The sequence below is a fragment of the Streptomyces sp. NBC_01171 genome, from assembly GCF_045039805.1.
GTDB lineage: Bacteria > Actinomycetota > Actinomycetes > Streptomycetales > Streptomycetaceae > Streptomyces.
In genome coordinates, this window is the sequence record NZ_CP108609.1 from 956,148 (window position 1) to 981,708 (window position 25,561).

General features: G+C 71.7%; 26 protein-coding genes and 1 tRNA gene. 10 read left to right on the forward strand and 17 right to left on the reverse strand.

The genetic code is table 11. The features are described from left to right. The first annotated feature begins 15 nt into the window (after positions 1–15). From OG448_RS04500 to OG448_RS04510, 3 genes are read left to right on the forward strand one after another with little or no spacing between them, the layout of a single operon-like run. The gene (locus OG448_RS04500) at positions 16–843 is read left to right on the forward strand and encodes a hypothetical protein (RefSeq protein WP_405551629.1); all 828 of its coding nucleotides are present in this window, start codon (positions 16–18) and stop codon (positions 841–843) included. Beyond that, positions 840–2,054, forward strand: coding sequence for an ABC transporter substrate-binding protein (locus tag OG448_RS04505; RefSeq protein ID WP_405551630.1), 1,215 nt, complete (start codon positions 840–842; stop codon positions 2,052–2,054). The genes OG448_RS04500 and OG448_RS04505 overlap by 4 nt, the downstream gene beginning before the upstream one ends. A 28-nt stretch (positions 2,055–2,082) precedes the next feature. After that, positions 2,083–2,406, forward strand: coding sequence for a CU044_2847 family protein (locus OG448_RS04510; protein WP_405551631.1), 324 nt, complete (start codon positions 2,083–2,085; stop codon positions 2,404–2,406). On the opposite strand, the gene OG448_RS04515 is transcribed toward OG448_RS04510, so the two are convergent. Then, positions 2,401–4,032 carry an alkaline phosphatase D family protein gene (locus tag OG448_RS04515; RefSeq protein WP_405551632.1) on the reverse strand — a complete coding sequence of 544 codons (1,632 nt, stop codon included), beginning with the start codon at positions 4,030–4,032 and terminating at the stop codon, positions 2,401–2,403. The genes OG448_RS04510 and OG448_RS04515 overlap by 6 nt on opposite strands. 288 nt (positions 4,033–4,320) lie before the next feature. On the opposite strand from OG448_RS04515, the gene ctaD reads away from it, so the two are divergent. The 3 genes from ctaD to OG448_RS04530 are packed head-to-tail and all read left to right on the forward strand — an operon-like array spanning position 4,321 to position 7,146. Then, positions 4,321–6,015 (forward strand): cytochrome c oxidase subunit I, encoded by a 1,695-nt coding sequence (gene ctaD, locus OG448_RS04520; RefSeq protein ID WP_405551633.1) that lies wholly within the window; start codon positions 4,321–4,323, stop codon positions 6,013–6,015. A 14-nt stretch (positions 6,016–6,029) separates the two neighbouring features. Then, entirely contained in the window at positions 6,030–6,383 is a 354-nt protein-coding gene (locus tag OG448_RS04525) for a cytochrome C oxidase subunit I (protein WP_399565250.1), read from the forward strand. Between the two features lie 16 nt (positions 6,384–6,399). Next, a complete protein-coding gene (locus OG448_RS04530) occupies positions 6,400–7,146 on the forward strand; it encodes an SDR family oxidoreductase (protein ID WP_405551634.1) in 747 nt (248 codons plus the stop codon). A 164-nt stretch (positions 7,147–7,310) separates the two neighbouring features. Here the strand turns inward: OG448_RS04530 and OG448_RS04535 are convergent. Continuing rightward, a tRNA-Pro gene (locus OG448_RS04535) sits at positions 7,311–7,384 on the reverse strand. A gap of 124 nt (positions 7,385–7,508) precedes the next feature. Here OG448_RS04535 and OG448_RS04540 point away from each other — a divergent pair. After that, positions 7,509–8,207 carry a transketolase gene (locus tag OG448_RS04540; RefSeq protein ID WP_405551635.1) on the forward strand — a complete coding sequence of 233 codons (699 nt, stop codon included), beginning with the start codon at positions 7,509–7,511 and terminating at the stop codon, positions 8,205–8,207. A 51-nt stretch (positions 8,208–8,258) separates the two neighbouring features. Continuing rightward, complete coding sequence (locus tag OG448_RS04545) at positions 8,259–9,173, forward strand: transketolase family protein (protein ID WP_405558682.1); 915 nt, start codon at positions 8,259–8,261, stop codon at positions 9,171–9,173. Here the strand turns inward: OG448_RS04545 and OG448_RS04550 are convergent. The 9 genes from OG448_RS04550 to OG448_RS04590 all read right to left on the reverse strand — a co-directional run bounded on the left by OG448_RS04550 (position 9,170) and on the right by OG448_RS04590 (position 17,069). Continuing rightward, on the reverse strand, positions 9,170–9,529 hold the full coding sequence (locus OG448_RS04550) for an MmcQ/YjbR family DNA-binding protein (RefSeq protein WP_391293422.1): 360 nt from the start codon (positions 9,527–9,529) through the stop codon (positions 9,170–9,172). The genes OG448_RS04545 and OG448_RS04550 overlap by 4 nt on opposite strands. Positions 9,530–9,569: 40 nt before the next feature. After that, positions 9,570–10,475, reverse strand: a complete 906-nt coding sequence (locus OG448_RS04555; RefSeq protein ID WP_405551636.1) for a LysR substrate-binding domain-containing protein — start codon at positions 10,473–10,475, stop codon at positions 9,570–9,572. Positions 10,476–10,505: 30 nt separating this feature from the next. Further along, complete coding sequence (locus OG448_RS04560) at positions 10,506–11,705, reverse strand: glycine C-acetyltransferase (RefSeq protein WP_405551637.1); 1,200 nt, start codon at positions 11,703–11,705, stop codon at positions 10,506–10,508. Between the two features lie 145 nt (positions 11,706–11,850). Next, the gene (gene tdh, locus OG448_RS04565) at positions 11,851–12,879 is read right to left on the reverse strand and encodes an L-threonine 3-dehydrogenase (RefSeq protein ID WP_405551638.1); all 1,029 of its coding nucleotides are present in this window, start codon (positions 12,877–12,879) and stop codon (positions 11,851–11,853) included. A 193-nt stretch (positions 12,880–13,072) separates the two neighbouring features. Then, a complete protein-coding gene (locus OG448_RS04570) occupies positions 13,073–13,636 on the reverse strand; it encodes a GAF domain-containing protein (protein ID WP_405551639.1) in 564 nt (187 codons plus the stop codon). Beyond that, positions 13,633–14,262 (reverse strand): GTP-binding protein, encoded by a 630-nt coding sequence (locus OG448_RS04575; protein ID WP_405551640.1) that lies wholly within the window; start codon positions 14,260–14,262, stop codon positions 13,633–13,635. Before OG448_RS04575 ends, OG448_RS04570 begins: the two co-directional genes overlap by 4 nt. Next, positions 14,240–14,611, reverse strand: coding sequence for a DUF742 domain-containing protein (locus OG448_RS04580; protein WP_405558684.1), 372 nt, complete (start codon positions 14,609–14,611; stop codon positions 14,240–14,242). Before OG448_RS04580 ends, OG448_RS04575 begins: the two co-directional genes overlap by 23 nt. Before the next feature lie 2 nt (positions 14,612–14,613). Further along, on the reverse strand, positions 14,614–15,048 hold the full coding sequence (locus OG448_RS04585) for a roadblock/LC7 domain-containing protein (RefSeq protein ID WP_405551641.1): 435 nt from the start codon (positions 15,046–15,048) through the stop codon (positions 14,614–14,616). Positions 15,049–15,119: 71 nt separating this feature from the next. After that, positions 15,120–17,069, reverse strand: coding sequence for an ATP-binding protein (locus OG448_RS04590; protein WP_405551642.1), 1,950 nt, complete (start codon positions 17,067–17,069; stop codon positions 15,120–15,122). Positions 17,070–17,447: 378 nt separating this feature from the next. Here OG448_RS04590 and OG448_RS04595 point away from each other — a divergent pair, with 378 nt between their 5' ends. Further along, positions 17,448–18,548, forward strand: coding sequence for a hypothetical protein (locus OG448_RS04595; RefSeq protein WP_405551643.1), 1,101 nt, complete (start codon positions 17,448–17,450; stop codon positions 18,546–18,548). 4 nt (positions 18,549–18,552) lie between these two features. Here OG448_RS04595 and OG448_RS04600 read toward each other — a convergent pair whose 3' ends face one another. After that, a complete protein-coding gene (locus OG448_RS04600; protein WP_405551644.1) occupies positions 18,553–18,897 on the reverse strand; it encodes a barstar family protein in 345 nt (114 codons plus the stop codon). A 171-nt stretch (positions 18,898–19,068) separates the two neighbouring features. On the opposite strand from OG448_RS04600, the gene OG448_RS04605 reads away from it, so the two are divergent. Further along, positions 19,069–20,562: a SulP family inorganic anion transporter gene (locus tag OG448_RS04605; RefSeq protein WP_405551645.1), complete on the forward strand. Its 1,494-nt coding sequence runs from the start codon at positions 19,069–19,071 to the stop codon at positions 20,560–20,562. A gap of 15 nt (positions 20,563–20,577) precedes the next feature. On the opposite strand, the gene ssuE is transcribed toward OG448_RS04605, so the two are convergent. Genes ssuE through OG448_RS04630 form a run of 5 tightly spaced genes read right to left on the reverse strand, consistent with a single transcriptional unit; the run spans position 20,578 to position 25,540 of the window. Further along, positions 20,578–21,132 carry an NADPH-dependent FMN reductase gene (gene ssuE, locus OG448_RS04610; protein ID WP_161146584.1) on the reverse strand — a complete coding sequence of 185 codons (555 nt, stop codon included), beginning with the start codon at positions 21,130–21,132 and terminating at the stop codon, positions 20,578–20,580. A gap of 34 nt (positions 21,133–21,166) precedes the next feature. Beyond that, entirely contained in the window at positions 21,167–22,234 is a 1,068-nt protein-coding gene (locus OG448_RS04615) for an LLM class flavin-dependent oxidoreductase (RefSeq protein ID WP_405551646.1), read from the reverse strand. Beyond that, positions 22,231–23,556, reverse strand: coding sequence for an NtaA/DmoA family FMN-dependent monooxygenase (locus OG448_RS04620; protein WP_405551647.1), 1,326 nt, complete (start codon positions 23,554–23,556; stop codon positions 22,231–22,233). Before OG448_RS04620 ends, OG448_RS04615 begins: the two co-directional genes overlap by 4 nt. After that, positions 23,553–24,545, reverse strand: a complete 993-nt coding sequence (locus tag OG448_RS04625) for an LLM class flavin-dependent oxidoreductase (protein ID WP_405551648.1) — start codon at positions 24,543–24,545, stop codon at positions 23,553–23,555. Before OG448_RS04625 ends, OG448_RS04620 begins: the two co-directional genes overlap by 4 nt. Before the next feature lie 14 nt (positions 24,546–24,559). Next, positions 24,560–25,540, reverse strand: coding sequence for an ABC transporter substrate-binding protein (locus OG448_RS04630; RefSeq protein WP_405551649.1), 981 nt, complete (start codon positions 25,538–25,540; stop codon positions 24,560–24,562). Positions 25,541–25,561: the final 21 nt, after the last annotated feature.

Consider the following 25,561-nt stretch of genomic DNA (forward strand, 5'->3'; position numbering starts at 1 on the left):
GGCCGGCGGCTGCGTGTGCCCCATACGGTCGTGGTGCTGCGGTGGCTGCGGGCGGGCGTGCTGGGCATGGTGGCGGTGACGGCGCTGCTGTACCTGGTGGTGGCGAACGGGGCCGAGGAGCAGATCGCCGCCGCCGACCGCACGACGACGGCCATCCGGCACATCGGTGCGGCGTACAAGCAGGCGGGGGCGGCCGACACCGCGCTGCAGGCCGTCTCCCGGACCGGCGCGATCGACCTGATCGGCACCAGCGGTGACTTCGCCAACGCCACCGCCCGCGTCAGCTCCCACCTCACCTCGGCGACGGAGGGGAACGCGGCCGGGGAGCAGGGACTGAGCCATATCCAGTTCGTACAGGGCCAGTTGACCACCTGCGTGCAGTCGGCCAACACGGCGGTCCTGGACGGCAGACCGGGCCTGGACCGAGCGCGCGACGCCCTGGACGACGCGCCGGAGTACGACGGCAAGGACCCGGTCCCCTTCACGGGCGGCCTCAAGCAGTCGCTCATGGACCTGAAGGCGCTGGAGGCCGAGGCCCGCGACCATCAGCGCAGCTCGGGCTGGCGGGACCCCGGACTCCTCCGGCTCCTGTTCCTCGGCCCTTTGGCGGTCATGCTGCTGCTGACCGGCGTCACCGGCCGCCTGATCGTCCACCGTTTCCGGCGCTACCCCGGCCCGGCTCTCGTCCTGGCCCCGCTGGCCACCGCGTCGATCAGCATCTCCATGTGCACGATCAACCCGCCGAACGTGGCGATCGCGCTGCCCGTGCTCGCCGCCGCCGGTGCGCTCGGCTATCTGGCCTACCGTCCCCGGCTCGCCGAGTACAGATTCCCGCGCCCATGAGACGGCCCACGGCTCCCCTCCTGCGCTGCGCCCTGATCCTCGGGCTGCTCCTGGCGTCCGTCTCGTGCGGCGGACCGGAGCGGAGCAAGGTGACGATCATGGTTCCCTGGTCCGGCACCGAGTTCCGAGCGTTCTACGCGGTGGTCAAGGACTTCGAGCACGGACACCCCGGCATCGACGTCGAACCCCAGGTCACCCGCGCCCTCACCCAGCAGCTCGACGCGGCGGTGGGCGCCGACGCCGAGCCCGACCTGGCCGTACTGCCCAGCGTGGGGGCGATCACCAAGTACCGGGGAGAGGGGGCGCTCCGGAGACTCGACGTCGACACGAGTGCGTACGTCCAGCCCTTCCGCGCGCTCGGCATGCACGGCGGGGACGTCTACGCGGTCCCCGTGAAGGCCGATCTCAAGAGCCTCATCTGGTACGACGCCCGGTCCACCGAAGCGCCTTCACCGGAGCGGTCAGGTCGCCACCGCTGGTGTCTCGGGCTGGAGTCCGGTCCGACCTCCGGCTGGCCGGGGGCCGACTGGATCGCGGACCTGGTGCTCTCCGACGCGGGCGTCGACACCTACACCGACTGGGCCTCGGGCACCGCGGAGTGGGCCGAGGGCCCGGTCAGGGACGCGTGGACCGCGTGGGAGAACCTGGTGGGGGCCGGCCTCAAGGGCGCGACCACGCGCGACTTCCGCCAGGCCGCCGACAGCAAGGACGCGAAGGGGTGTGCACTGAGCCACGGCTCCCTCTCCGCGATGCCTTTCAGCTCGGCCCAGGTGAGCGACGACCAGTACACCTACGTACCGTCCTCGCGTAACGCCCTGGAGGTCTCGGCGGACTTCGTCGGCAAGTTCACCCGGAACGAGGGTGCCGACGCGTTCATCACGTACCTGGCGAGCGCGGAGGCCCAGCGGACCTGGGTGAACGAACCCGGCTTCGCGGTCTCCGCCAACCGGAAGGTGACGGAGTACGACAACGCGACCCAGGGCCGGATCGCCGGGATACTCCGCTCCCCCGACTTCGCGCTCTGCTTCAGCGCCGCCGACGCGATGGACCCCGACGTGTCCGCCGCCTTCTACCGGGCCGTGCTGGACTACGCGAACGGCAAGGAACCGCGCCCCCTGCTGGCGGCGCTCGACAAGGTCCAACGGCAACTCGGTTACCCCTCGCGGAAGTCCGCGCCCACACCGCTGTGCAGCACCCCCAAACCCCGCTGATCCCCAGCCAGTTCTTCCAGGAGACCCCATGGCGGACGCCATCCAGTTCACCCTCGACGACGGGACCTGCGTCCTCGTCGCCCCGCCCACCCGTACCGGAACCGGGGCCGTGGGCCTGGGAACCCGGCTGGAGAGCGCGGGCGAGACCCTCCGGGAGGCACTGCGGCCGATCACCGCCGCAGCCTCCGAGGTGATCGGCCAGTTCCGCGACGCCGCGCAGCGGCCGGACGAGGTGGAGGTCACGTTCGGCGTGACCCTGGACGCCAAGCTCGGCGCGGTCCTGACGAGCGCGGGCACCAGCGCGCACCTCGACGTCACCCTCCGCTGGAGCGGCACCGAGCCCGAGCTATGACAGTTGACGCTCCATCACCTTCTCCAGGCGTGCCCGCTCACCATCGGCCGACCGCGCCTGTTCCAGCAGCAGCCGGGCCGAGCGGCCCCGCAGATTCAGGGTCATGAGCTGGTTGCCGAACCAGGGACCGCCCGTGTGCCGCCAGACGACGGGGAGTCGGGCGCAGCGTCCGTGCCGGGCGAGCAGGCGTCCCAGTGCCCGTGCCGTCCGGCTCCAGCCGAAGCGGAAGCCGAACCGCATCGACCGGGGTACCGAGTTGTGCACGGGCGAGCAGGTGAGCTGCGTGACACGGGAGTCGACCGTCGCGGTCCGCCAGACGGGCTCGGCGACGTAGGCGTGGTGGACGTCGCCGGACAGGACGCTGATGGTCGCCGGCGCCCCGGGGCCCGAGCCGGCCTCGGCGATCAGGTCCGCCAGCGCGGTGAACGACGCCGGGAAGGCCGCCCAGTGCTCCAGGTCGGCCGCCCGGCGCAGCCACTCCCCGAACCGGGCCCAGCGCGGGCCGCGTTCGCCCCGGCACAGGGCCGCGTCCCACGCCTCGGCATCGTGCACGAGGTGGGGCATCAGCCAGGGCAGCGAGGTCCCGATCAGCAGGTGGTCGAAAGTCCCCCGGTCCGCGAGCGCCTGTTCCCGCAGCCAGTGCTCCTCGTCCGGGTCGAGCATCGCCCGCTCTTCCTCGGCCAGCACCCGCGCCGCCCGCGAGTCCACGATCAGCACGCGCACCCGGCCGAAGTCGCGGCGGTAGCTCCAGCGGGTCGACGCCGGGTCGGCGTCGGCCTCGGCGGCGAAGGCGCGCAGCGCGTCGGTGCCGTCGGAGGCGGAGGTGACGGCGGTGTACAGCGGGTCGGCGGCCAGGTCGTCCGGGGCGAGGTTGCCGATGTGCTGGTAGACCCAGTAGGACATCAGGCCGCTCAGCAGCCGCTCGCGCCACCACGGAGTGGCCCGCATGTCTGCCAGCCAGGCGGCGGAGGTGTTCCAGTCGTCGATGACGTCGTGGTCGTCGAAGATCATGCAGCTCGGCACGGTGGACAGCAGCCAGCGCACCTCCGGGTCGAGCCAGGACTCGCGGTACAGCCCGCTGTACTCCTCGTAGTCCGCCACCTGGGAGCCGGGCGGTTCGTCCAGGTCGCGGCGGGCGGCGATCCGCTTCTGGGTCTCCTCGGAGGTCTCGTCGGCGTAGACCTGGTCGCCGAGCAGCAGCAGGACGTCGGGGCGTTCGCCGCCGGCGGCGAGCCGGGTGGCGAGGGTGTCGAGGGCGTCCGGACCGGCCGGGTCGTGGCCGCCGTCGGCGGGCGGTGCGGCCCAGCGGCAGGAGCCGAAGGCGACCCGCAGAGCGCCCTCGGCGCCGGGCACGCGGATGCGGGACGGCGGGAAGGGCGAGTCGGGCAGCGGCCACACGGACTCGCTCTCCAGCAGCACCTCGTACTCCGCCTCGGTGCCGGGCGTGAGACCGGTCACCGGTATCAGGGCGTAATGGTGGCCCTCTATCTGGAAGGTGCGTGCGGTGCCCTTGGCGCCGTCGGAGCAGCGCACCTCCGCGGTGCACGGACCGCTCGTCTCGACCCAGACGGTCGCGGACGAGCCGTCGACGTAACGCAGCAGGGGGCCCAGGGTCAGGCTCGGCAAGATGTCCTCCGTCCCGCCCCGGCCGGTGCGGGCGGGGCGGACCGTACGGTAGTCAACGGGGAACGGCGGCGGACAGTCCCCCCTCGACGGCCGGACGGAATCGCCGGCGCCCCGGTGCGCCGCTGTCGGCAGCACCCCGCGCGCCCACTACTCCATGCGGGTGTCAAAACCCCCCGATCGGCGGCGTGTCGGCCGCTCAGGAAGCCGGGGTGCGGCCCGAGCCGCAAGGATGGCCGTCACTGACGCCACGGCGCGGGTGGAACTCGAGCATCAGGAGAAGCGGGACCTGTGACAATCATCAATCAGCCCGAGCCGGCGGCTGAGGACTCCAGCGAGAACGAGCTTCTCATCCACCGCAGGCAGCCCGGCAACGTCGTCGTGAAGTGGCTCACGACCACCGACCACAAGACCATCGGCACGCTGTACCTGACGACGTCGTTCGGGTTCTTCCTGTTCGGCGGCGTGATGGCGCTGCTCATTCGGGCGGAGCTGGCGCGCCCCGGAATCCAGATCATCTCCAACGAGCAGTACAACCAGGCGTTCACGATGCACGGCACCGTGATGCTGCTGATGTTCGCCACCCCGCTGTTCGCGGGGTTCACCAACTGGATCATGCCGCTCCAGATCGGCGCGCCCGACGTGGCGTTCCCCCGGCTGAACATGCTGGCCTACTGGCTGTACCTGTTCGGCTCCCTCATCGCGGTCAGCGGCTTCATCACTCCGCAGGGCGCGGCCGACTTCGGCTGGTTCGCCTACGCACCGCTGAATGACGCGGTCCGCACCCCCGGTGTCGGCGGTGACCTGTGGATCATGGGCCTGGCCTTCTCCGGCTTCGGCACGATCCTCGGCTCGGTCAACTTCATCACCACCATCGTCTGCATGCGCGCTCCGGGCATGACGATGTTCCGCATGCCGATCTTCGTGTGGAACGTGCTGCTCACGAGCGTGCTGGTCCTCTTCGCCTTCCCCGTGCTGGCGGCGGCGCTGCTGGCGCTGGAGGCGGACCGCAAGTTCGGCGCCCACATCTTCGAAGCGGCCAACGGCGGACCCCTGCTGTGGCAACACCTCTTCTGGTTCTTCGGCCATCCAGAGGTGTACATCATCGCCCTGCCGTTCTTCGGCATCGTCACCGAGATCATCCCGGTGTTCTCCCGTAAGCCGATCTTCGGCTACATGGGCCTCATCGCGGCCACGATCGGCATCGCCGGTCTCTCGGTGACGGTGTGGGCGCACCACATGTACGTCACCGGCGGTGTGCTGCTGCCGTTCTTCTCCTTCATGACATTCCTCATCGCGGTCCCGACCGGTGTGAAGTTCTTCAACTGGATCGGCACGATGTGGAAGGGCTCGCTGTCCTTCGAGACACCGATGCTCTGGACGACCGGCTTCCTCGTGACGTTCCTCTTCGGCGGTCTGACCGGTGTCATCCTGGCCTCGCCGCCGCTGGACTTCCACGTCTCGGACTCGTACTTCGTGGTCGCGCACTTCCACTACGTGGTCTTCGGTACGGTCGTCTTCGCGATGTTCGCCGGCTTCCACTTCTGGTGGCCGAAGTTCACCGGCAAGATGCTGGACGAGCGCCTCGGCAAGATCACCTTCTGGACGCTGTTCATCGGCTTCCACGGCACCTTCCTGGTCCAGCACTGGCTGGGTGCCGAGGGCATGCCCCGCCGCTACGCCGACTACCTGGCGGCCGACGGCTTCACGGCCCTGAACACCGTCTCCTCGATCTTCTCGTTCCTGCTCGGCCTGTCGATGCTCCCGTTCTTCTACAACGTCTGGAAGACGGCGAAGTACGGCAAGCCGGTCGAGGTGGACGACCCGTGGGGCTACGGCCGTTCGCTGGAGTGGGCGACCTCCTGCCCGCCGCCTCGCCACAACTTCGTCACCCTGCCCCGTATCCGCAGCGAGTCCCCGGCGTTCGACCTGCACCACCCGGACATCGCTCGGGCGGAGCGCGAGGCGTACGCCATCGGGCAGTGAGTCCGGAGATCACCATGACCAGACTGCCGGGGCAGGAAGCCGAAGGCGCCGGCCTCGGCAACGAGGTCGAGGGATATCTGCTGTGGCAGGCCACCATCGCGGTGGCCGAGCAGCGGGCGCGGGAGTTCGTCGAGCGCATGGACTGGCTGACCACGGCGCAGCGCGAGGAGATCGAGCAGCTCTACGTCTCCGACAGCCTGCGCCGTGCCCGGCAGGACCTGGAGCGCATCGCGGCCCGCTGCCGGTCGCTGAGGGGCGAGTACGAGGAGCGCTATCGCGTGTTGCGGCTGCGCTGTGTGGGATACACGCTGGGCGCGGCGGCCGGTCTCACCTCGGCGGCGGCCGCCGCACTCGCGCTGAGCCGCTGACCGGAGAGGACCTCGTATGAAGATCGCCGTCGTCGGAGCGGGCGGATTCGTCGGATCACGCCTGGTGAAGAAGCTGCGGTCGGCGGGCCACGAGGTCACCGCGCACGACCGTTCCAGCGGGGTCGACCTGCTGACGGGCGAGGGCGTGCCGGACGCGCTGGCCGGCACCGACACCGTCGTCAACAGCATCAACGCCCCCACCTTCGACGCGGCCGCCGCCCCGTTCTTCCGCACCACGACGGAGACGCTGCTGAACGCGGCGGACCGGGCCGGGGTCGGGAACGTGGTCCTCCTGTCCATCGTCGGGGTCGACCAGGTGCCGGACGTGGAGTACTACCGGGCGAAGCTGGAGCAGGAGCGCCTGGTGGAGGCCGGCCCCGTCCCCTACACGATCGTGCGGGCGACCCAGTTCATGGACTTCGTCGAACCGATCATGTCCTGGACGACGTCGGGCAACACGGTACGGCTCCCCACCACCATGCTCCAGCCGGTCGCCATCGACGACGTGGTCGACACCCTCGCCGAGGCCGCCACCACCCCTCCCCGCAACGGCATCGTCAACGTCGCGGGCCCCGACGTCTTCCCCTTGGACGAACTCGGCCGCGTCACCCTCCGTGCCGACCCCGACGGCCGCGAGGTGATCGTCGACGAGAACGCCGGCCTCTTCGGCCAGGCCCCCCAGGACGCCCTCGTCGCGCCCCCGGGCGCCCGCCTGGGCAGGACGTCCTACGAGCAGTGGCTGCAAGAGCGGCGCGACGCCTGAGCCCACCCACGAAGTGTCACCGAGGGGGAACTCGAGCACGGGAAACACCGGCGCGCACCCCGGACCGGCTGACAGCGCCGACCGCAGGAATCCGATCCCCGAGAACGACCGAGAGCCGGTGCCGGATTTCTCCGGTACCGGCCCTGATCTGCGACTCTCACGAGTCGGGACGACAGGATTTGAACCTGCGACCCCTTGACCCCCAGTCAAGTGCGCTACCAAGCTGCGCCACGTCCCGATGCTGTTTGACCTGGGGTTTCCCTGGTCGAAACGCGCAGGGAAACTCTACCGCACTCGGGTCGGTGCTCGCGCACCGGTCGGTTGTTGACCTCAAGTGGGATTGAGGTTGCAGGATCGACGGCATGACGATCACAGCGGACCACGACTACGACGATCTGCCCCGGCTGATGAGCCTGATGACCGGCGACGAGAAGCACGACTTCGCCGCCACCTCCACGCTCGACGTGCTGTGGGTGCTCTACGACCGGGTGCTCGACGTCACCCCCGAGCGGGCGGAGGCGACGGACCGGGACCGGTTCCTGCTGAGCAAGGGGCACGGGCCGATGGCGTACTACGCGGTGCTCGCGGCGAAGGGGTTCGTGCCCGAGGAGTGGCTGCCCGGCTTCGGATCGTACGACTCGCCGCTCGGGCATCACCCGGACCGGGTGCTCGTGCCGGGGGCGGAGATCGGCAGCGGGTCGCTCGGGCACGGTCTGCCGCTCGCCGTCGGCAGCGCGCTCGGGCTGCGGGCGCAAGGGCTCACGGACCCGGCCGTATGGGTGCTGATCGGGGACGCCGAGCTGGACGAGGGCAGCAACCACGAGGCCATCGCCTACGCCGGGGCGGCGGGTCTGGACCGGCTGCACACCGTGGTCGTGGACAACGCCTCCGCCAGCCACGCCCTGCCCGGGGGCATCTCCGCCCGGTTCGAGGCCGCGAACTGGTCCACCACCACCGTGGACGGACGCGACCACGCCGCGCTGTACGAAGCCTTCACCGCCCCGCACCCCGGCCGCCCGCACGCGGTCGTCGCCCGGGTGGAACCGAAGAACGCCCGCTGACCGGAACAGGAAAGGCTCATCCTCGTGGAGACCATCGAGAACATCGCGGCCATGGAAACCATGCGTGACCGGTTCGGCGCCGTCGCCTCCCGGCTGCTGGACGAGGACCCGCGGGTCGCGGTCGTCCTCGCCGAGATCGGCAAGGACGCGTTCACGGACGCCGCCCGCCGCCACCCCGACCGGCTGATCAACGTCGGCATCCGCGAGCAGCTCCTCGTCGGCGCCGCCGCCGGGCTGTCGCTCACCGGGATGCGGCCCATCGTGCACACCTTCGCCGCGTTCCTCGTGGAGCGCCCCTTCGAGCAGGTCAAGCTGGACCTCGGCCACCAGGACACCGGCGCGGTGCTGGTCAGCGCGGGCGCCTCCTTCGACTGGCCGGCCGGCGGCCAGACCCACATGTCACCCGGCGACGTAGCCCTGCTCGACACCCTGGACGGCTGGACCGTGCACGTACCCGGCCACCCGGACGAGGCCGAGACCCTGCTGCGGCACGCCGTCGCGGCGGGCGACGACAAGGTGTACGTGCGCCTCTCCCTCCAGCGCAACCGGCTTGCGCGACCCGTCGACGGCGCCCGTTTCCACACCGTGCGCGAGGGTCGCGCCGGGGTCGTCGTCGCGGTCGGCCCGATGCTGGACGCCGTCCTCGCCGCCACCGAGGGTCTGGACGTGACCGTGCTCTACGCGAGCACCGTCCGCCCCTTCGACGCGGCGGCCCTGCGCCGGGCCACCGAGGCGGCCGGCACGGACGTGGTCCTCGTCGAGCCCTACCTCGCCGGGACCTCGACCCGCGCCGCCGCGGAGGCCCTGTCCGACGTGCCGCACCGGGTGCTCGGGCTGGGCGTCGGCCGCCGGGAGCTGCGCCGGTACGGCACGCTCGACGAGCACCTCGCCGCGCACGGCCTGGACGCCCGTGGCCTGCGGGAACGGATCGGCGCGTTCGTCGGGGCGGGAGCGGTCAGCGCCTAGCGCTCCTGCGGCACCCCCAGCCCCGGATGCTCCTCCAGCAGCCGTATGGGAGCCGCCTGACGCCAGGAGTCGGCGAGGATGTCCCGGAGTTCGTCCTCGCCGTCCAGCGCCGCGAGCCGCGCCCGCACCCAGGCGAACTGGGCCTCGTGGTCCGCGATCCAGAACTTCTCCGGCTCGGCCAGCACCAGTTCGTCCCGCTCCTCCTTCGGGCAGCGCACCGCGAGGGAGGTCTCCTCCTCCGGGAGCGTGGCGAACATCTTCCCCGCCACCCGGAAGGTGGGCATGCTCCAGGCCGTCTTCTCGGTCGTGTCCGGCAGGGACAGGGCGATACGGCGTACGTCTTCTGCGTCCGGCATGCAACGCACCGTAACGCCCGGCACTGACAACGGCCCCGGCTCAGCCCTCGGCCGCGGCCTGCCCCAGCGCCTCCAGCACCGGCCGGATCAGCGGATGCCCCTCCGCGCCCCGGCGCACGGCCGCGAACACGCGCCGGGTCGGCGCCACCCCGTCCACGGGCCGTACGACCACCCCCGTCAGGTCCATGCCGCGCAGCGCGGAGCGGGGTACGAGGGCCACGCCCGCGTCGGCCGAGGCCAGCGCGACCACCGCGCGGAAGTCGTCGGAGGAGTGCTCCAGGCGCGGCTGGAACCCGGCGCTCTCGCAGGCCAGCACGACCACGTCGTGACAGGGGTTGCCGGGGTACGGGCCGATCCACGGGTCCTTGGACAGCTCCGCCAGCGGCACCTCGGCGTCGCCGGCGAGCCGGTGCCCGAGCGGGACCACGGCGTCGAACGGCTCGGCGTACAGCGGGAGATGGGTCAGCCGGGGGTCGTCGGCGGGCGGCGCGCCCCGGTACTCGACGGCCACCGCCACGTCGACCTGCCGGTCCAGCAGCATCCGCAGGCTCGCGTCGCCCTCGGCGTCCTGGACCCGGATTCCTATGCCGGGCGCCGACCGGCCGAGCCGGGCCAGCGCGGGCGCCACGACCTGGGCGATTCCCGTGGCGAAGGCGGCGACGGTGACCGTCCCGGCCTCACCCTTGCCGTACGCCGCCAGCTCCGCCTCGGCCCGCTCCAACTGGGCGAGGACGGCGTTGGTGTGGCTGAGCAGGATCTCACCGGCCGGGGTGAGCCGTACGCCCTTCGCGCCGCGCTCGACCAGGCGGTGGCCGGTCTCCTGCTCCAGCGACGTGAGCTGCTGGGAGACGGCGGAGGGGGTGAGGTAGAGCGCGGCGGCCGCCGCCGTGACCGTGCGGTGGTCGGCCACCGCACGGAGGATGTGGAGCCGCCGCGCCTCGATCATGCCGCCATTATCGCAAGGCGGCCGCGCAGGTCAGCCCGCCAGTTCGGCGCGGGCCGCGATGAAGGCGTCCACGGCGCGGTTCACGTCCTCGGTGGAGTGCGCGGCGGAGAGCTGGACGCGGATGCGCGCCTTGCCCTGGGGGACCACCGGGTACGAGAAGCCGATCACGTACACGCCGCGCTCCAGCAGCAGTTCCGCCATCCGGCCCGCCTCGGTGGCGTCACCGATCATCACCGGGGCGATCGCGTGGTCGCCGGGGAGGATGTCGAAGCCGGCCTCGGTCATGCGGGAGCGGAACAGCGCGGTGTTCTCGGCGAGCCGCACCCGCAGGTCGTCGGCGGACTCCAGCAGGTCGAGGACCTTCAGGGAGGCGGCGGCGATCACCGGGGCGAGGGTGTTGGAGAACAGGTACGGGCGCGAGCGCTGGCGCAGCAGGGCGACGATCTCGGCGCGGGCCGCGACGTAGCCGCCGGAGGCGCCGCCGAGGGCCTTGCCGAGGGTGCCGGTGATGATGTCGACGCGGTCCATGACGCCGTGCAGCTCGGGCGTGCCGCGGCCGCCCGCGCCGACGAAGCCGACGGCGTGCGAGTCGTCGACCATGACCATCGCGTCGTAGCGGTCGGCCAGGTCGCAGATCTCGGCGAGCGGGGCGACGTAGCCGTCCATGGAGAAGACGCCGTCGGTGACGATCAGCTTGCGCCGGGCGCCGCCCACGTTCGCCTCCTTGAGCTGGGTCTCCAGGTCGGCGAGGTCGCGGTTGGCGTAGCGGAAGCGGCGGGCCTTGGACAGGCGGATGCCGTCGATGATGGAGGCGTGGTTGAGGGCGTCGGAGATGACCGCGTCCTCGGGGCCGAGCAGGGTCTCGAAGACGCCGCCGTTGGCGTCGAAGCAGGAGGAGTAGAGGATCGTGTCCTCCTGGCCGAGGAACGCCGAGAGGCGGGCCTCCAGCTCCTTGTGGACCTCCTGGGTGCCGCAGATGAAGCGCACGGAGGCCATGCCGTAGCCCCAGCGGTCGAGCGCCTCGTGGGCGGCGGCGATCACCTCGGGGTGGTCGGCCAGGCCCAGGTAGTTGTTGGCGCAGAAGTTGAGGACCTCACCGGGGCGCCCGCCCTGGGTGACCTCGACGGTCGCGGACTGCGGGGTGCCGATGACGCGCTCGGGCTTGTGCAGCCCGGCGGCGCGGATCTCGTCGAGGGTGGCGCGGAGGTCGTCGCGGACGGTGTCGAACATGGGGGCTCCTACGGAAGTGAGGGGGCGAGTGAGCCGAAGGGGCGCGGCGGTGTCGGGAGAGCGAGCGCGCGGAGGCCCGAAGGGCTGAGCACGGTCGGTCTCCCGACACCGGCTCGGGCGCCCCGGAGGCGAACCGAGCCGGGAATCAGGCCGTCCAGTCGAGGATGACCTTGCCGCCCTTGCCGCTGGCCGCGTCCTCGAAGGCCGCCTCGTAGTCGCGGTAGCCGTACCGGCCGGTGATCACGGGGGCGAGGTCGAGGCCGCCCTCCAGGAGGACCGACATGGCGTACCAGGTCTCGAACATCTCCCGGCCGTAGATGCCCTTGATCGTGATCATCGAGGTGACGATGCGGGACCAGTCCACCGGGAACTCCTGCGACGGCAGGCCCAGCATGGCGATGCGGCCGCCGTGCGTCATGTTGGCGATCATGTCGCGCATGGCCTCGGGGCGGCCGGACATCTCCAGGCCGATGTCGAAGCCCTCACGCAGGCCCAGCTCCCGCTGACCGTCCGCGATGGTGGAGCGCGAGACGTTCAGTGCCAGGCTCACTCCTATCTTGCGGGCCAGCTCCAGGCGCTCCTCGCTGACGTCGGTGACGACGACGTTGCGGGCGCCCGCGTGCCGGGCGACGGCCGCGGCCATCAGGCCGATCGGGCCCGCGCCGGTGATCAGCACGTCCTCGCCGACCAGCGGGAAGGACAGCGCGGTGTGCACGGCGTTGCCGAACGGGTCGAACACGGCGGCGATGTCGAGGTCCACGGGGACCCGGTGCACCCACACGTTGGACGCGGGCAGCGCCACGTACTCGGCGAACGCGCCGTCACGGCCCACCCCCAGGCCGATGGTGGAGCGGCACAGGTGGCGGCGGCCGGCCAGGCAGTTGCGGCACTTGCCGCACACCAGGTGGCCCTCGCCACTGACCCGGTCGCCCACCCGGATGTCGGTGACGTCGCGGCCCGTGGACACGACCTGCCCGACGAACTCGTGGCCGACGATCAGCGGGGTGCGGATGGCCTGCTGCGCCCAGCCGTCCCAGGCCCGGATGTGCAGGTCGGTGCCGCAGATACCGGTCCGCATGACCTTGATGAGCACGTCACCGGGACCCACTTCGGGCTCGGGCACGTCCATGAGCCGGAGACCGGGCTCCGCCTTCTCCTTGACCAGCGCCTTCAACGCTACGGCTCCTGTGGGTGAGGCCCGGCCGTACGGGCTCGCCGAGGCGTCCGCACCGGGTCCGAGGGGTGGAATCACCCCGCAATCTGCCGTATGCGCCGACCGGAATCCATCGAGCTTTTCTTAACCGGCGCCACAGGTTTCCTTCACACCTCGGAGGCTTGGGTTCAACTCCGGTCGTATTTACGTTCGTTCAGATGGGCAGCCCGTCGTCGGCGGCCCGTTCGATGCGTACGGCGAGTTCGGCGGCCATCCCCTTGATGGCCTCAAGCCCGGACCTGCCCCAAGCGCGCGGCTCCGTGTCGGCGGCGCACACGGTGCCGAGCACCATGCCGGAGCTGTCGATGAGTGGGGCGCCCATATAGGAGCGGATGCCGAGGTCGTCGACGATCGGGTTGCCCGCGAAGCGGGGGTAGTCGCGGACGTCCTCCAGCACCAGGGCTTTGTGGCGGACGACCACATGTGGGCAGAAGCCATGCTCGCGGGGCAGCACCCGGCCGGCCCCTTCCTCGCGTGTGAGGGGGCCGGTGGGCGGGGCGCTCAGGCCCGCGAAGAACTGGCGCTGCTCGCCGATGAAATTGACCATCGCGTACGGCGCGCCGGTGACCTGGGCGAGGTGGTCGGCGAACGCGTCGAGCGCGGGTTCGGCGCGCTCCCCGAGCCCGAGGCGGTGCAGCCGGGAGGCGCGGGCCGGGGCCTCCTTGTCCTCCGGGGTGAGCAGCAGACCCCGGACACGGCGGACCGGCTCGTACATCATGACCGTGCTCCCTGGGCGGGGGCTCCCCGCACGGGGGCGGGCGCCGGGACGTGGGCGAGGAGGTGGCGTACCAGGGTGAGCAGGGTCTGCACGCCGGAGCTGGAGATACGGGCGTCGCAGGGGACGACCGGGACGGCGGGGCTCAGGTCGAGGGCGGCACGCACCTCGTCGGGGTCGTAGCGGAAGGCGCCGTCGAACTCGTTGACGGCCACGATGAAGGCGACGCCGCGTTCCTCGAAGAAGTCGACGGCGGCGAAGCACTCCTCCAGGCGGCGGGTGTCGGCCAGGATGACCGCGCCGAGGGCGCCCTCGGACAGCTCGTCCCACATGAACCAGAACCGTTCCTGACCGGGCGTGCCGAACAGGTAGAGGACGTGCCGGGGGTCCAGGGTGATCCGGCCGAAGTCCATGGCGACGGTCGTCTCGACCTTGTTCTCGATGCCGTCCAGGTTGTCGGTGGCCGCGCCGACCGTGGTGAGCAGCTCCTCCGTGCTGAGCGGCGCGATCTCACTGACCGCGCCCACGAAGGTCGTCTTGCCCACCCCGAACCCGCCCGCCACCAGGATCTTGAGCGCGGTGGGGAACGGGTCGGAGCTGTACGGGTCAGAGCTGTCGTCGTAGTCCATCGAGCACTGCCTCCAGCAGAGACCGGTCAGTGGGGTTGTGGTCGAAGGCGGGGGGCTTGGTGGTCAGCGCCCCGCAGTCGACGAGGTCCGAGAGCAGCACTTTGGTGACCACGGCGGGCAGCCTCAGGTGCGCGGCCACCTCGGCCACCGAGACGGGCGCGCGGGACAGGTCGAGGGCCTGCGCGTGCTCGGGGCCGAGATAGCCGAGCGGGGAGACTCCGGTGGCCATCACCTGGGAGATCAGGTCCAGCGCGACGCTGGGTTCGGTACGGCCGTTGCTGACCGTGAACGGCCGCACCAGCCGCCCGGCCGCGTCGTCGAGCCAGGGCCCCTCGCCCACGGCGGCCACGCTCACGGCCTCATCGCCGTGGGGTCGGCGGTGGGCTGCCGGGGCGCGGTGACGAGGTACGGGCGGACGCTCTTGACCAGCATCGCCATCTCGTAGCCGAGCACGGCGGCGTCGGCCTCGCGCCCGGCGAGCACGGCGAGACAGGTGCCGGAACCGGCGGTGGTGACGAACAGCAGCGTGGAGTCCAGCTCGACCACGACCTGCCGCACCTCCCCGCCGTCCCCGAACCGGACACCCGCGCTGCGGCCGAGCGAGTACAGGCCGGAGGCGAGCGCGGCCATGTGGTCGGCGCTGTCCGGGTCCAGCCCGTGCACGGACTTCACCAGCCCGTCGCAGGACAGCAGCACCGCGCTGCTGGTGTGCGGCACGCGCTGCACGAGGCCGCTCAGCAGCCAGTCGAGGTCGGATGCGTGGGCGGTCGGCGCATCGCTCGCCATGGTGGATCGACTCCTTGGGGTACGGGGTGCTGCGGGAGCGGTGGGGGTCGTGGGGGCGGTGGGGGTGTGCGTCATGCGGGGGGCGCGCTCCTGTCCAGGGGGCCGGGGTCCATGTGGTCCGCCGCCATGTGGTTCGGCTCCATGTGGGGTGACACCGTGGGGTTCGGCGCCAGGTGGCCGGGCCCCATGGGCGCGGCCTCCATGTGCGCGGAAGCCATGTCGTCGGCGCCCATGTGTGGGGTATCCGTGTGCGTGCCCTCCCCGTACGCCGTCTCCGCAGGCGCCCCCTCGCCCCCGGGCGCCGGCTCCGCGAATCCCTCCCCCGCGGCTTCCAGACTCTGCTGGGACTCCGCGAGGCCGATCCCGCGCTGGAAGGCGGCCATGAGACCGGGGTCGTGGCCGACGACGACGTCGTTGTCCTGACGCGGTACGGGCCCGCCCCGGAGCTGCGGAGCGATGTGCTCCTGGGCGCGACGGCGAGGCAGCGAGGGCCTCTCCCTACCCGAGGGCGCCGCACCGACTCGAGGGGTCGGCAGTACGCCCACGTTGGCCTCCACCACCGTCCGGTCCCCGACGCTGATGCCGGGCACCGCCTCGGCGGGGTTGGCCCGCTCCTCCTGGGCCCCGCGCGTCGGCAACGGAGGCGGCACGGCGCCGCTCCTGGCTGCGGCCTCACCCTCATCCCCACTCGCCCGCGGCACCACCTGCCGATGCCGCCCAGTGGCCGGAGTACTCGGCGCACCAGCCTCGGTCGGCCCGTTCAGCCCGCCCCCCGGGACAGGAGCCGCCCCCTCGACCCCCGGCACGACCCCCGCCGAGGCTCCCAACAACCCCTGCGGCACGACCAGTACCGCCTGCACGCCCCCATAGATGTTGGTCTGTAGGCGTACCGAGATGCCGTGCCGTCGGGCGAGTTGGGAGACGACGTAGAGACCGATGCGGCCGTCGGCCAGCAGGCTGGCGACGTTGACCTGGTCGGGGTCGGCGAGGAGGGCGTTCATCCGGTGCTGTTCCTCGACCGGCATGCCGAGCCCCCGGTCCTCGACCTCGATGGCGAGCCCGGAGGTCACCAGGTTGGCCCGGAGCAGGACTTGGGTCTGCGGGGCGGAGAACACCGTGGCGTTCTCGACGAGTTCGGCGAGGAGATGGATGACGTCGGCGACGGCGTGCCCGCGCAGTTCGCCCTCGATCGGCGGAACGAGCTTGACCCGTGAGTACTGTTCGACCTCGGCGATGGCGGAGCGCAGTACCTCGGTCATGTCGACGGGGTTGCTCCACTGGCGCCGGGAGACGGCGCCGCCGAGCACGGCGAGGTTCTCCGCGTGGCGGCGGATACGGGTGGCGAGGTGGTCTACGTGGAAGAGCCCCTTCAGCAGGTCGGGGTCCTCGATCTCGTTCTCCAGCTCGTCGAGGATGGAGATCTCCCGGTGCACCAGCGACTGGAGGCGCCGGGCGAGGTTGACGAAGACCTCCAGTTTCTGCTCGTTGGCGGCCTGGCTGGAGAGCTGGGCCGCGCGGACGACGGCGGTGACGGCGCCGTCGTGCGCGCGGGCCAGGTCGGCGGCGAGGAGTTCGAAGTCGTCGGCGTCCTCGGGCGGCCGGCGGCGCGGTTTGCCGCGGGGCGGCGGCTCGCCCCGGCGCAGGGCGTCGACCAGGGCGCGCAGGTCGGCCTCGCCGCGGGCGGCGTTGCGGCGCAGGGCGCCGACGCGGTCGCCGACGGAGCGGGCTGCGCGGTCGGCGGCCACGGCGGCGATGGCGATGGCGGCCCCGGCGACCACGACGGTGAGGGCGAGCACCGCCCAGAGGACCAGACCGGTGCGGGCGCCGCTGGAACGGACGGTGAACACGACGGCCGCGGTGGCGGCGAGGGCGACCGCGGCGGGCGGGAGTACGGCGAGCCGCATGAGCTGGGGCCGAATGAGCGTCTCGGGCAGTGCGGGAGCGGGTCGGGCGACCGGTCTCCCGTGTCGGCCGCCCTCTCGGCGGTCGGCACGGGCGGCCGGGGCGCGGAGGTGAGACATCTGCGTCCTCGTACTGGTCCGTCGGGCCTGGCGTCGGAAAGAAAGAACGGGAAAGGAAAGGGGCCCTGAGTTATCCGACGGGCATTCACGGTAGTTGCCTGTGCGGTAGGTGCGGCGGGCAGTTGACAAAGTCTCCCGGCCTGCGTCCCGCTCTGGTATGAGGCGTCGTACGTCCGATCGATAAAGCCGATGAATTTCCGCGTCAGAGGGAAAAGAAAACGGTCCTTCTCGATCAGAAGAAATCATTCCCGGGGCGCACGTAAAGCGTCACCGCAAGACCCACGCAGCGCGCCGCCCGTGATCCGCACGTGATCGGCACCCCGTACGCTCCCGCCTGATCGGTGTGCACGAGCGCGTGACAACTACGGGGGACCAAGCATGACTTGGGGACGTGCGGCGATACCGGCGCTGGCCGGCGGGCTGCTTCTGACGGCGTTGCTGTGGTGGGCGGGGGCGAGTACGGAGGCGCTGCACCTGCCGGGGAGCGCCGATCTGCTGGGTGGCGAGGCGGTGGCCGACCTGGAACGGGGGCTCACCCCGTGGGCGTACGACCCGCCGCGGCCCCAGCAGTACGTGCCGGACGGCGACGGCACGCCCCACCTCGACCTGTTCCACACCGCGATGCAGATCCGGTACGGGGCGCTCTTCGTGTTCTTCACCGCCGGGGCGCTGTTGCTGATGCGGTGGCTGCCGCCGGTCGCGGGGCGGGTGCCCGCCACGCTGCTCACGTTGTGGGCCTGGGGACAGGTGTCCGCCATGCTCGCTGTGACGGTGTCGGCACCGTGGCAGGTCGCCGCGTACGGGCACGGCAGCTATCGCTTCCTGCCCAATCTGGCGGGCGTGATGACCGGGGGACGCCAACTCCCGGTGGTGATCGGACTGGTCGTGGCGGCCGCGACGGTGCTCGTGGGGCGGGCCACCACCAAGGGCGCGGGCCCGCTGCCCCGGCAGGAGGTTCCGGCTCGGGCCGCGCGACTGGCAGCCACGGCCGGCACGGCGATGATCGCGCTGTCACTGCTGGTGCTGTCGTACCAGGAGGTCGCCGCCGCGATCCAGACGGCGCCCTATGGCGGCGGGTTCTTCTCCGAGCCGGGTGACCTGCTGCGCGAGTGGCTGCTGCTCGGCGCCTGGTCGGGCCCCTCGGGCACACCGGCCGGGGACTGGCTGCTCGCCCGGCTGTCCGAGGTACTGGTGCTCGCGGTGGTGTGGTGGGCGCTTCGCCTGCTGCCCGGCCTGCTCACCAGGGCCACGGTCCCGGCGATGGCGGTCTGCGCGGTCTGCGCGACCGTCGTCGGGCTGGGGGCCGGGCAACTGCTGCGGGTGGCGACAGTCGGGGGCGGCCTGAAGTGGGGGCTGCGGTACATCGTCGGCAACCTGGGCGTCGGCCTCCCGGCCGCCCTGCTCTGGGGGCTGATCGCGGGAGCGGTGGCCGCCGTGACGCTGCGGCTGACGACCGGCCCCGCGCCCGTCGAGGACTGAGGACTCAGACCAGGGTCAGGACCACCGCGAGCGTCGAGTCGTACTTCTGCTGACGTCCCGCGACCGATTCGAGGACCTGCTGGGCGCTCTCCCACTGCTCGGGCTGGGCCTTGGCGTAGTCGCGCCAGCCGATGACGACGAGGAGACGGCCCGGCACCTCGGGGCCCCAGCCGATGTCGCCGCAGGCGTCCTGGAACGCCTGCCAGTTGCGTCCGGCGAACTCGGGCAGGTCGAGGGCCTTGGTGGCGCGGTCCATGAATCCGGCCTGGTCCGTGACGCCGGCGAGGTCGAGCGGGATGACCTTCCAGCCGGCCTGGTGGACGACCTCGGCGAGGGTGGCTGCGGGCATGTCGGCACCGCCTTCGGGATCCGGGGACTGCGTCGGTCCATCCATCATGCCCCGGTCAGAGCGGGTCCGCAGGTCTGCCCGGCCGGGCTCGGACGGCCGTCACGGTAGGCTGTCCCCTTTGTGTCCCGGAGCCGTTCCGGGCGCACCCGAGCCCGACAGGTACCCCGCGTCTTGACCATCTCCGCGCCCTCACGCCGCTTCCGCCGCCCCTCCTGGCTGTCCGATCCGAGGGTGCTGCGCACCGAGGTGCTGGGCGGGCTGGTGGTCGCCCTGGCGCTGATCCCCGAGGCGATCTCGTTCTCGGTGATCGCCGGTGTGGACCCGGCCATCGGTCTGTTCGCGTCGTTCACCATGGCGGTGACCATCGCGTTCGTGGGCGGGCGCCCGGCGATGATCTCCGCCGCGACCGGCGCGGTGGCCCTGGTCATCGCCCCGATGAACCGGGAGCACGGCTTCGGGTATCTGATCGCCACGGTGATCCTGGCGGGCGTCTTCCAGATCGTGCTGGGCGCGTTGGGGGTGGCGCGGCTGCTGCGGTTCGTGCCACGCAGTGTGATGGTCGGCTTCGTCAACGCGCTGGCGGTACTGATCTTCCTGACGCAGCTCCGGGAGCTGACCGGGGTGCCGTGGCCGGTCTACCCGCTGTTCGCGGCCGGGGTGGCGCTGCTGGCGCTCTTCCCGAGGATCACACGGGCCGTTCCGGCACCCCTGGTGTCGATCGTGGCGCTCACCGCGGTGACCGTGGCGGCGGGCATCGCGGTGCCGACGGTCGGCGACCGGGGCGCGCTGCCCTCGGCGCTGCCGGTGCCGGGGCTGCCGGACGTGCCGTTCACCCTGGACACGCTGGCCACGATCGCGCCGTACGCGCTGGCCATGGCGCTGGTCGGGCTGATGGAGTCGCTGATGACGGCGCGGCTGGTGGACGACATCACCGACACCCGTTCCTCCAAGACGCGTGAGTCGGTCGGGCAGGGTGTCGCCAACATCGTGACCGGCTTCTTCGGCGGCATGGGCGGCTGCGCGATGATCGGCCAGACGATGATCAACGTACGGGTGTCGGGTGCCCGTACCCGTCTGTCGACCTTCCTGGCCGGGGTGTTCCTGATGGTGCTGTGCATCGTCTTCGGTCCGGCGGTGTCCAAGATCCCCATGGCCGCGCTGGTCGCCGTGATGGTGATGGTGTCGGTGGCGACCTTCGACTGGCACTCGATCGCCCCGCGCACGCTGCGGCGGATGCCGGCCGGGGAGATCGCGGTCATGGTGCTCACGGTGGTGGTCGTGGTGGCCACCCAGAACCTGGCGATCGGTGTGGTGGTCGGCTCGCTGGTCGCCCTGACGGTGTTCGCCCGCCGGGTCGCCCGGTCCGCCGAGGTGACCTCGGTCCTGGACCCGGACGGCTCGACGGTGGTGTACCGGGTGACCGGCAACCTGTTCTTCGCCTCGGCCGACGATCTGGCGCACCAATTCGCCTACGCCACCGACCCCGGCCGGGTGGTGATCGACCTGTCCGCCGCCCATGTGTGGGACGCCTCGTCCGTCGCCGCGCTGGACGCCGTGGAGGCGCGGTATGCCGAGCACGGCGGGACGGTCGAGATCACCGGCCTGGACGAGCGCAGCGCCCGTCTGCACCGCACGCTGACCGGTGAGCTGGCGGGCAAGGGCTGAGCGGACGCGGAGCCCTCATCCGGTCGCGGCCAGCAGGGTGCGGCCGCCGAGCGCGACGGAGAACTGGTCGGTGATCTGGGCCAGCGCCTCGGCGGTGCCGGGGGCGACGGTCAGGGTGCCGTCCTCGCGCACCACTATGTCCTTGTCGAGGGTGAACCAGCCCTGGACTATGTGGGCCGCGCCCATGGAGCTGAGCACCGGCCGCAGGGCGTAGTCGATGGCGAGGACATGGGCCGTGGTGCCGCCGGTGGCGAGCGGCAGCACCGTCTTCCCGGTGAGCGCGTACTGCGGGAGCAGGTCGAGGAAGGACTTCAGCAGCCCGGAGTATGCGGCCTTGTACACGGGGGTGCCGATCACGACGCCGTCGGCCCGGTCGACCAGTTCTGCGGCGGCCGCGATGGCCGGGTGCCTGACGTCGGCGCCGAGCAGTGCCTCGGCGGGCAGTCCGCGCACGTCCAGCGGGACCACTTGGTGCCCCTGGCGGCTCAGCCGCTCGTCCAGGTGGCGCAGCAGACGGCCGGTGCGGGAGGTGGCGGAGGGGCTGCCGGAGATGGACAGGACGGTTGCCATGGGGGGACCTTTCAGCGGGAGTCGGTGGGCGGGGCTACGCCTGCTGCCACAGGGTGGTGGGCGCTTCCGTCCGCACCACGGGTGCGATCTCCTCGGCGAACCAACGGAGTTGGTCGATCTGCCGGGACAGGGAGAGGCCGGAGCTGTCGACGGTGACGGACTGGAGGTCGTGGCCATAGGCCGCGTGGAAGCCGAGGATCTTGTCGATGACCTGCTGGGGGCTGCCGATGAGGTGGGGCCCGTCCGCGATGGCCTCCTCGACGGTGCGGAACGGCGTGTTGTAGCCCGGCTTGCCGGCCAGGTGCGGCTTGTACGACTGGCGGACGCGGGCCTCGTAGAAGTCCTTGAACTCGGCGACGGCCTGCTGGCTGGTGCGGGCGATGAAGAGGCCGCCGGAGCCCGCGCCGACATAGGCTCGGGCCGGGTCGTGGCCGTGGGCGGCGAAGCGTTCCCGGTAGTGGTCGATGAGCCGGGTGTACGCCTCGCGGGGCTGGATGGCGTTGGCGCTGAACAGTGGGTCGCCGTACCGGGCGGCCAGTTCCGGGGAGTTGAGGCTGGTGGCGGAGCCGTGCCACACGCGGGGCGGCCGGCCCTCGTAGGGGCGCGGGAGGGTGGTGACGCCGGTCAGGGGCGGGCGGAACTTGCCCTGCCAGGTGACGTCCTCCTCGCGCCAGAGCCTGCGCAGCAGCTCGTACTTCTCGGCCTGGTAGTCCCACTGGAGGCCCTCGTCCAGGCCGAAGAGGTCGAAGTGGCCGGCCTCGGCGCCCTTGCCGATGACGAGTTCGAGGCGGCCGTGGGAGAGCTGGTGGAGGGTGGCGTAGTCCTCGGCGACCCGTACGGGGTCGAGGATGGCGAGGACCGTGACGCCGGTGAGCAGCCGGATGCGGGAGGTGCGGGCGGCGAGCGCGCCGAGCAGCACGGTGGGGCTGGAGGAGAGGAAGGGCCCGGCGTGCCGCTCGCCGATCGCGTACGCGTCGAAGCCCAGCTCCTCGGCGGCGACCCCGGTCTCCACGATCTCGGTCAACCGGTGTGCCGCCGAGGCCTGTTCGCCGGTCAGGGGGTGCGGGGCGTGGCCGCCGATGGTGAGGACCTGGAACCTCATGCGGATACCTCCTGACGCGGTGCGGGGCGGCCGAGGCCGAGGTGGTCGCGCAGGGTGCGCCCCTGGTACTCGGTGCGCAGGACGCCGCGTTCCTGGAGCAGCGGCACGACCCGGTCCACGAACTCGTCCAGGCCGCCGGGGGTGAGGTGGGGTACGAGGATGAAGCCGTCGGCCGCGTCGGTCCGGACGTGTTCGTCCATGGCGGCGGCGACCGAGCCGGGGGTACCGATGAAGGACTGCCGGGCGGTGAGTTCGATGGCCAGCTCGCGGATGGAGAGGTGCTTCTCCTCGGCGAGGGCCCGCCAGCGGGCCGCGATGCCGAAGCGGTCGGCCATGTGCGCCCAGCCCTGGGCGAGTTCGCCGTCCGGCACCGGTTCGACGTCCGGGAGCGGTCCGTCGGGGTCGTAGCCGGTGAGGTCGCGGCCCCAGACGTTCTCCAGCGTGGCGATGGCGGTCTGCGGGCTGACCTGCTGCCGCCGGATGTGCGCGGCGCGTTCCTGGGCGTCGGCCTCGCTGTCGCCGAGGACGACGGTCGCGGCGGGCATGATCTTGAGCTGGTCCGGGGTGCGCCCGTACCGGGCCAGTCGGCCCTTGACGTCGGCGTGGAAGGCGCGGCCCGCCTCCAGGGTGCCGTGCCGGCTGAAGACGATGTCGGCGGTGCGCGCGGCGAACTCCCGGCCCTCGTCGGAGTCACCGGCCTGGATGAGGACGGGGTGCACCTGGGGCGAGTGGGGCAGCGTGGCGCGGGCGGTGATGTCGAACTGGGGCCCGCTGTGCCGGACGGCGCCCGGGGTGCCGCCGCTGGGCCAGGAGTCCCACAGGGCGCGGGCCACCTCCACGAACTCGGCGGCGCGCGTGTAGCGGTCGGCACGGTCGAGGTAGCCGCCACGCCGGAAGTTCTCGCCGGTGAACGCGTCGGAGGAGGTGACGATGTTCCAGGCGGCCCGGCCCCCGGAGAGGTGGTCCAACGAGGCGAATCTGCGGGCGAGTTCGTACGGCTCGTTGAAGGTGGCGTTGACGGTGGCGGCCAGTCCGAGGTGCTCGGTGACGGCGGCGAGCGCGTTCAGCACCGTCAGCGACTCGGGGCGGCCCACCACGTCCAGGTCGTGGATGCGCCCCTTGCGTTCGCGCAGCCGCAGCCCCTCGGCGAGGAAGAAGAAGTCGAACCGGCCGCGCTCGGCGGTGCGGGCCAGGTGCTGGAAGGAGGAGAAGTCGATCTGGCTGCGGGAGTCGGGGTCCCGCCACACGGTGGTGCTGTTGACGCCGGGGAAGTGCGCGGCGAGGTGGATCTGCTTGCGAGAGACGGGGGTTGAGGCACTCACAGCGCGACCTCCGTCCGTACGGCGTAGCGGCTGCCGGGGCGGGCCAGGCCGAGATGGTCGCGCAGAGTGCGGCCGGTGTGGGTGGCGCGGAACAGGCCGCGGGCGCGCAGCGCGGGTACGACGTCGTGGATCACGGCGGGCAGTTCCTCCGTGGGAGTGGTGGTGACGAGATGGAAGCCGTCCGTGCCGGCCTCGGCGTGCCAGGTGGCGAGCGACTCCGGCAGCGTGTCCAGGGTTCCGGTGACGCCGACGCGTATCAGCACGCGCAGGTCGTCCCGGCCGGCGCGGCTCAGCAGCTCGGCGCGGGCCTCGCGGGCGGCGGCCGGACTGTCCGCGTCCAGCAGGACGATCTCGGCGTGGCGGGCGGCCAACTCCCAGCGAGCGTCAAGCCGTTGAGCGTCGAGGGCGACCGCGATCGGTGGCCGCCCCTGCGGTGGCCGGGGCACGATGGACGGTCCCCGGACCGAGAAGTGCGACCCCTCGAAGTCGGCGTAGTGCAGCTTGTCGCGGTCGATGAAGCGGCCGGTCCCGGCGTCCCGTATCTCCGCGTCGTCCTCCCAACTGTCCCAGAGCCGGGCGGCGACCTCGGCGGCGTCGGCCGCCTCCGCCCACAGCTCGGCGTCGGGCGCCGGGTCGCGGCGGCCGACGGCACGGGCCGCTTCCCCGGTGGTGGACACGTCGGCCAGCCAGCCCGCCCGGCCCTCGCTGACGAAGTCCAGGGTGGCGAGGGCGCTGGAGGTGTGGAAGGGCTCGGTGTGGGTGGTGGTGACCGTGGGGATCAGGCCGATGCGGCTGGTGCGGGGGGCGGCATGGGCCAGTACGGCGACGGCGTCGAGGCGGCCGTCGCCGTCGGCCGGGTCCAGGGAGTCGTCGAGGGTGACGAAGTCGAGGGCGCCGAGTTCGGCGAGCTGGACCAGGCCCGTCCAGTGGGCGGCGGACCGGGGCCCGGCGCTGCCGAGGGCGACGGAGAGATGGAGTTCGCGGGTCATGCTGTCCTCCTCGCCTACTTCCCGGCCTTGGGCAGGCCGGGCGGGTTGATCTCGGACTTGGTCACGGCCTCGTCGGACAGCCCCCAGCGCTTCAGCACCTTCGCGTAAGTGCCGTTCTCGATCACGTGGTCGAGGGCGTCGGCGAGCGGCTTGGCGAGGCCGCTGTCCTTCTTGGTGGTGGCGGCGATGAGGCCCTGGAGGGTGGCCCCGGCGCCGGAGTAGGTGCCGACGACCTCGGTCTGGCCGGTGGTCGCCGCGTGGTAGGCGGCCGTCGGGTTGGGGCCGACGTAGACGTCGATGCGGCCGGAGCGGAGCGCGAGGTAGGTGTCGCTCTCGTCCTGGTAGTACTTGATGTGGATCGGCTTGCGGCCCGCCTTCTCGTTCTCCTTGCTCCACTCGACCAGGAGCTTCTCCTGGTTGGTGCCGCTGGAGACCGCGACGTTCCGCCCGGCGAGGTCGGCGGGGCCGGTGACCTTCAGGCCGCTGCCCTTCTTCGCCGCGAACCCGAGGTTGTCCTCGCGGTAGGTGGCGAAGTCGTACTTCTCCTTGCGCTCCTCGGTGACCGTGATGTTGCTGAAGCCCACGTCGTACTTGGCGCTGTCCAGGCCGACGAAGATGTTCTCCCAGGAGACGGTGTTGAGGTGCGGCTTGAGCCCGAGCACCCCGGCGACCAGGTAGGCGAGATCGGGTTCGACGCCGATGACGGTCCTGTTGTCGGTGGCGTGGAAGCCGAGCGGCGCGGCCGAGTTGGAGGAGTCGACGATCTCCAGGGTGCCTCTCTTCCGGATCTTCTCCGGGACCTCGGCGGCGATGGAGGCGACCTGGGGCGTGGTGATCCGGTGCTGGTCCGGGCTGAGGTTGATCTTCGTGGTGGTGCCCTTGCCGGCCGCGACCTCGGCCGTGCCGCCGTCGGTGGGGTTGGCGCAGGCGGCCAGGACGAGGGCGGAGGCGAGGCCGAGTGCGGGGACGGCGATACGGCGGGCGGTGATGGACACGCGTAAGTCTCCTTGTGGAAG

Bases quoted from the DNA above. Each gene is read 5' to 3' on its own strand.
- OG448_RS04575 (WP_405551640.1), bottom strand. From the start codon at position 14,262: ATGGACTACGACGACAGCTCTGACCCGTACAGCTCCGACCCGTTCCCC.
- OG448_RS04600 (WP_405551644.1), bottom strand. From the start codon at position 18,897: ATGCCCGCAGCCACCCTCGCCGAGGTCGTCCACCAGGCCGGCTGGAAG.
- OG448_RS04560 (WP_405551637.1), bottom strand. From the start codon at position 11,705: ATGTTCGACACCGTCCGCGACGACCTCCGCGCCACCCTCGACGAGATC.
- ssuE (WP_161146584.1), bottom strand. From the start codon at position 21,132: ATGGCAACCGTCCTGTCCATCTCCGGCAGCCCCTCCGCCACCTCCCGC.
- OG448_RS04530 (WP_405551634.1), top strand. From the start codon at position 6,400: ATGAAGATCGCCGTCGTCGGAGCGGGCGGATTCGTCGGATCACGCCTG.
- OG448_RS04555 (WP_405551636.1), bottom strand. From the start codon at position 10,475: ATGATCGAGGCGCGGCGGCTCCACATCCTCCGTGCGGTGGCCGACCAC.
- OG448_RS04625 (WP_405551648.1), bottom strand. From the start codon at position 24,545: ATGACCCGCGAACTCCATCTCTCCGTCGCCCTCGGCAGCGCCGGGCCC.
- OG448_RS04525 (WP_399565250.1), top strand. From the start codon at position 6,030: ATGACCAGACTGCCGGGGCAGGAAGCCGAAGGCGCCGGCCTCGGCAAC.
- OG448_RS04615 (WP_405551646.1), bottom strand. From the start codon at position 22,234: ATGAGGTTCCAGGTCCTCACCATCGGCGGCCACGCCCCGCACCCCCTG.
- OG448_RS04550 (WP_391293422.1), bottom strand. From the start codon at position 9,529: ATGCCGGACGCAGAAGACGTACGCCGTATCGCCCTGTCCCTGCCGGAC.
- OG448_RS04590 (WP_405551642.1), bottom strand. From the start codon at position 17,069: ATGTCTCACCTCCGCGCCCCGGCCGCCCGTGCCGACCGCCGAGAGGGC.
- OG448_RS04540 (WP_405551635.1), top strand. From the start codon at position 7,509: ATGACGATCACAGCGGACCACGACTACGACGATCTGCCCCGGCTGATG.
- OG448_RS04585 (WP_405551641.1), bottom strand. From the start codon at position 15,048: ATGGCGAGCGATGCGCCGACCGCCCACGCATCCGACCTCGACTGGCTG.
- OG448_RS04510 (WP_405551631.1), top strand. From the start codon at position 2,083: ATGGCGGACGCCATCCAGTTCACCCTCGACGACGGGACCTGCGTCCTC.
- OG448_RS04595 (WP_405551643.1), top strand. From the start codon at position 17,448: ATGACTTGGGGACGTGCGGCGATACCGGCGCTGGCCGGCGGGCTGCTT.
- OG448_RS04570 (WP_405551639.1), bottom strand. From the start codon at position 13,636: ATGATGTACGAGCCGGTCCGCCGTGTCCGGGGTCTGCTGCTCACCCCG.
- OG448_RS04505 (WP_405551630.1), top strand. From the start codon at position 840: ATGAGACGGCCCACGGCTCCCCTCCTGCGCTGCGCCCTGATCCTCGGG.
- OG448_RS04545 (WP_405558682.1), top strand. From the start codon at position 8,259: ATGGAAACCATGCGTGACCGGTTCGGCGCCGTCGCCTCCCGGCTGCTG.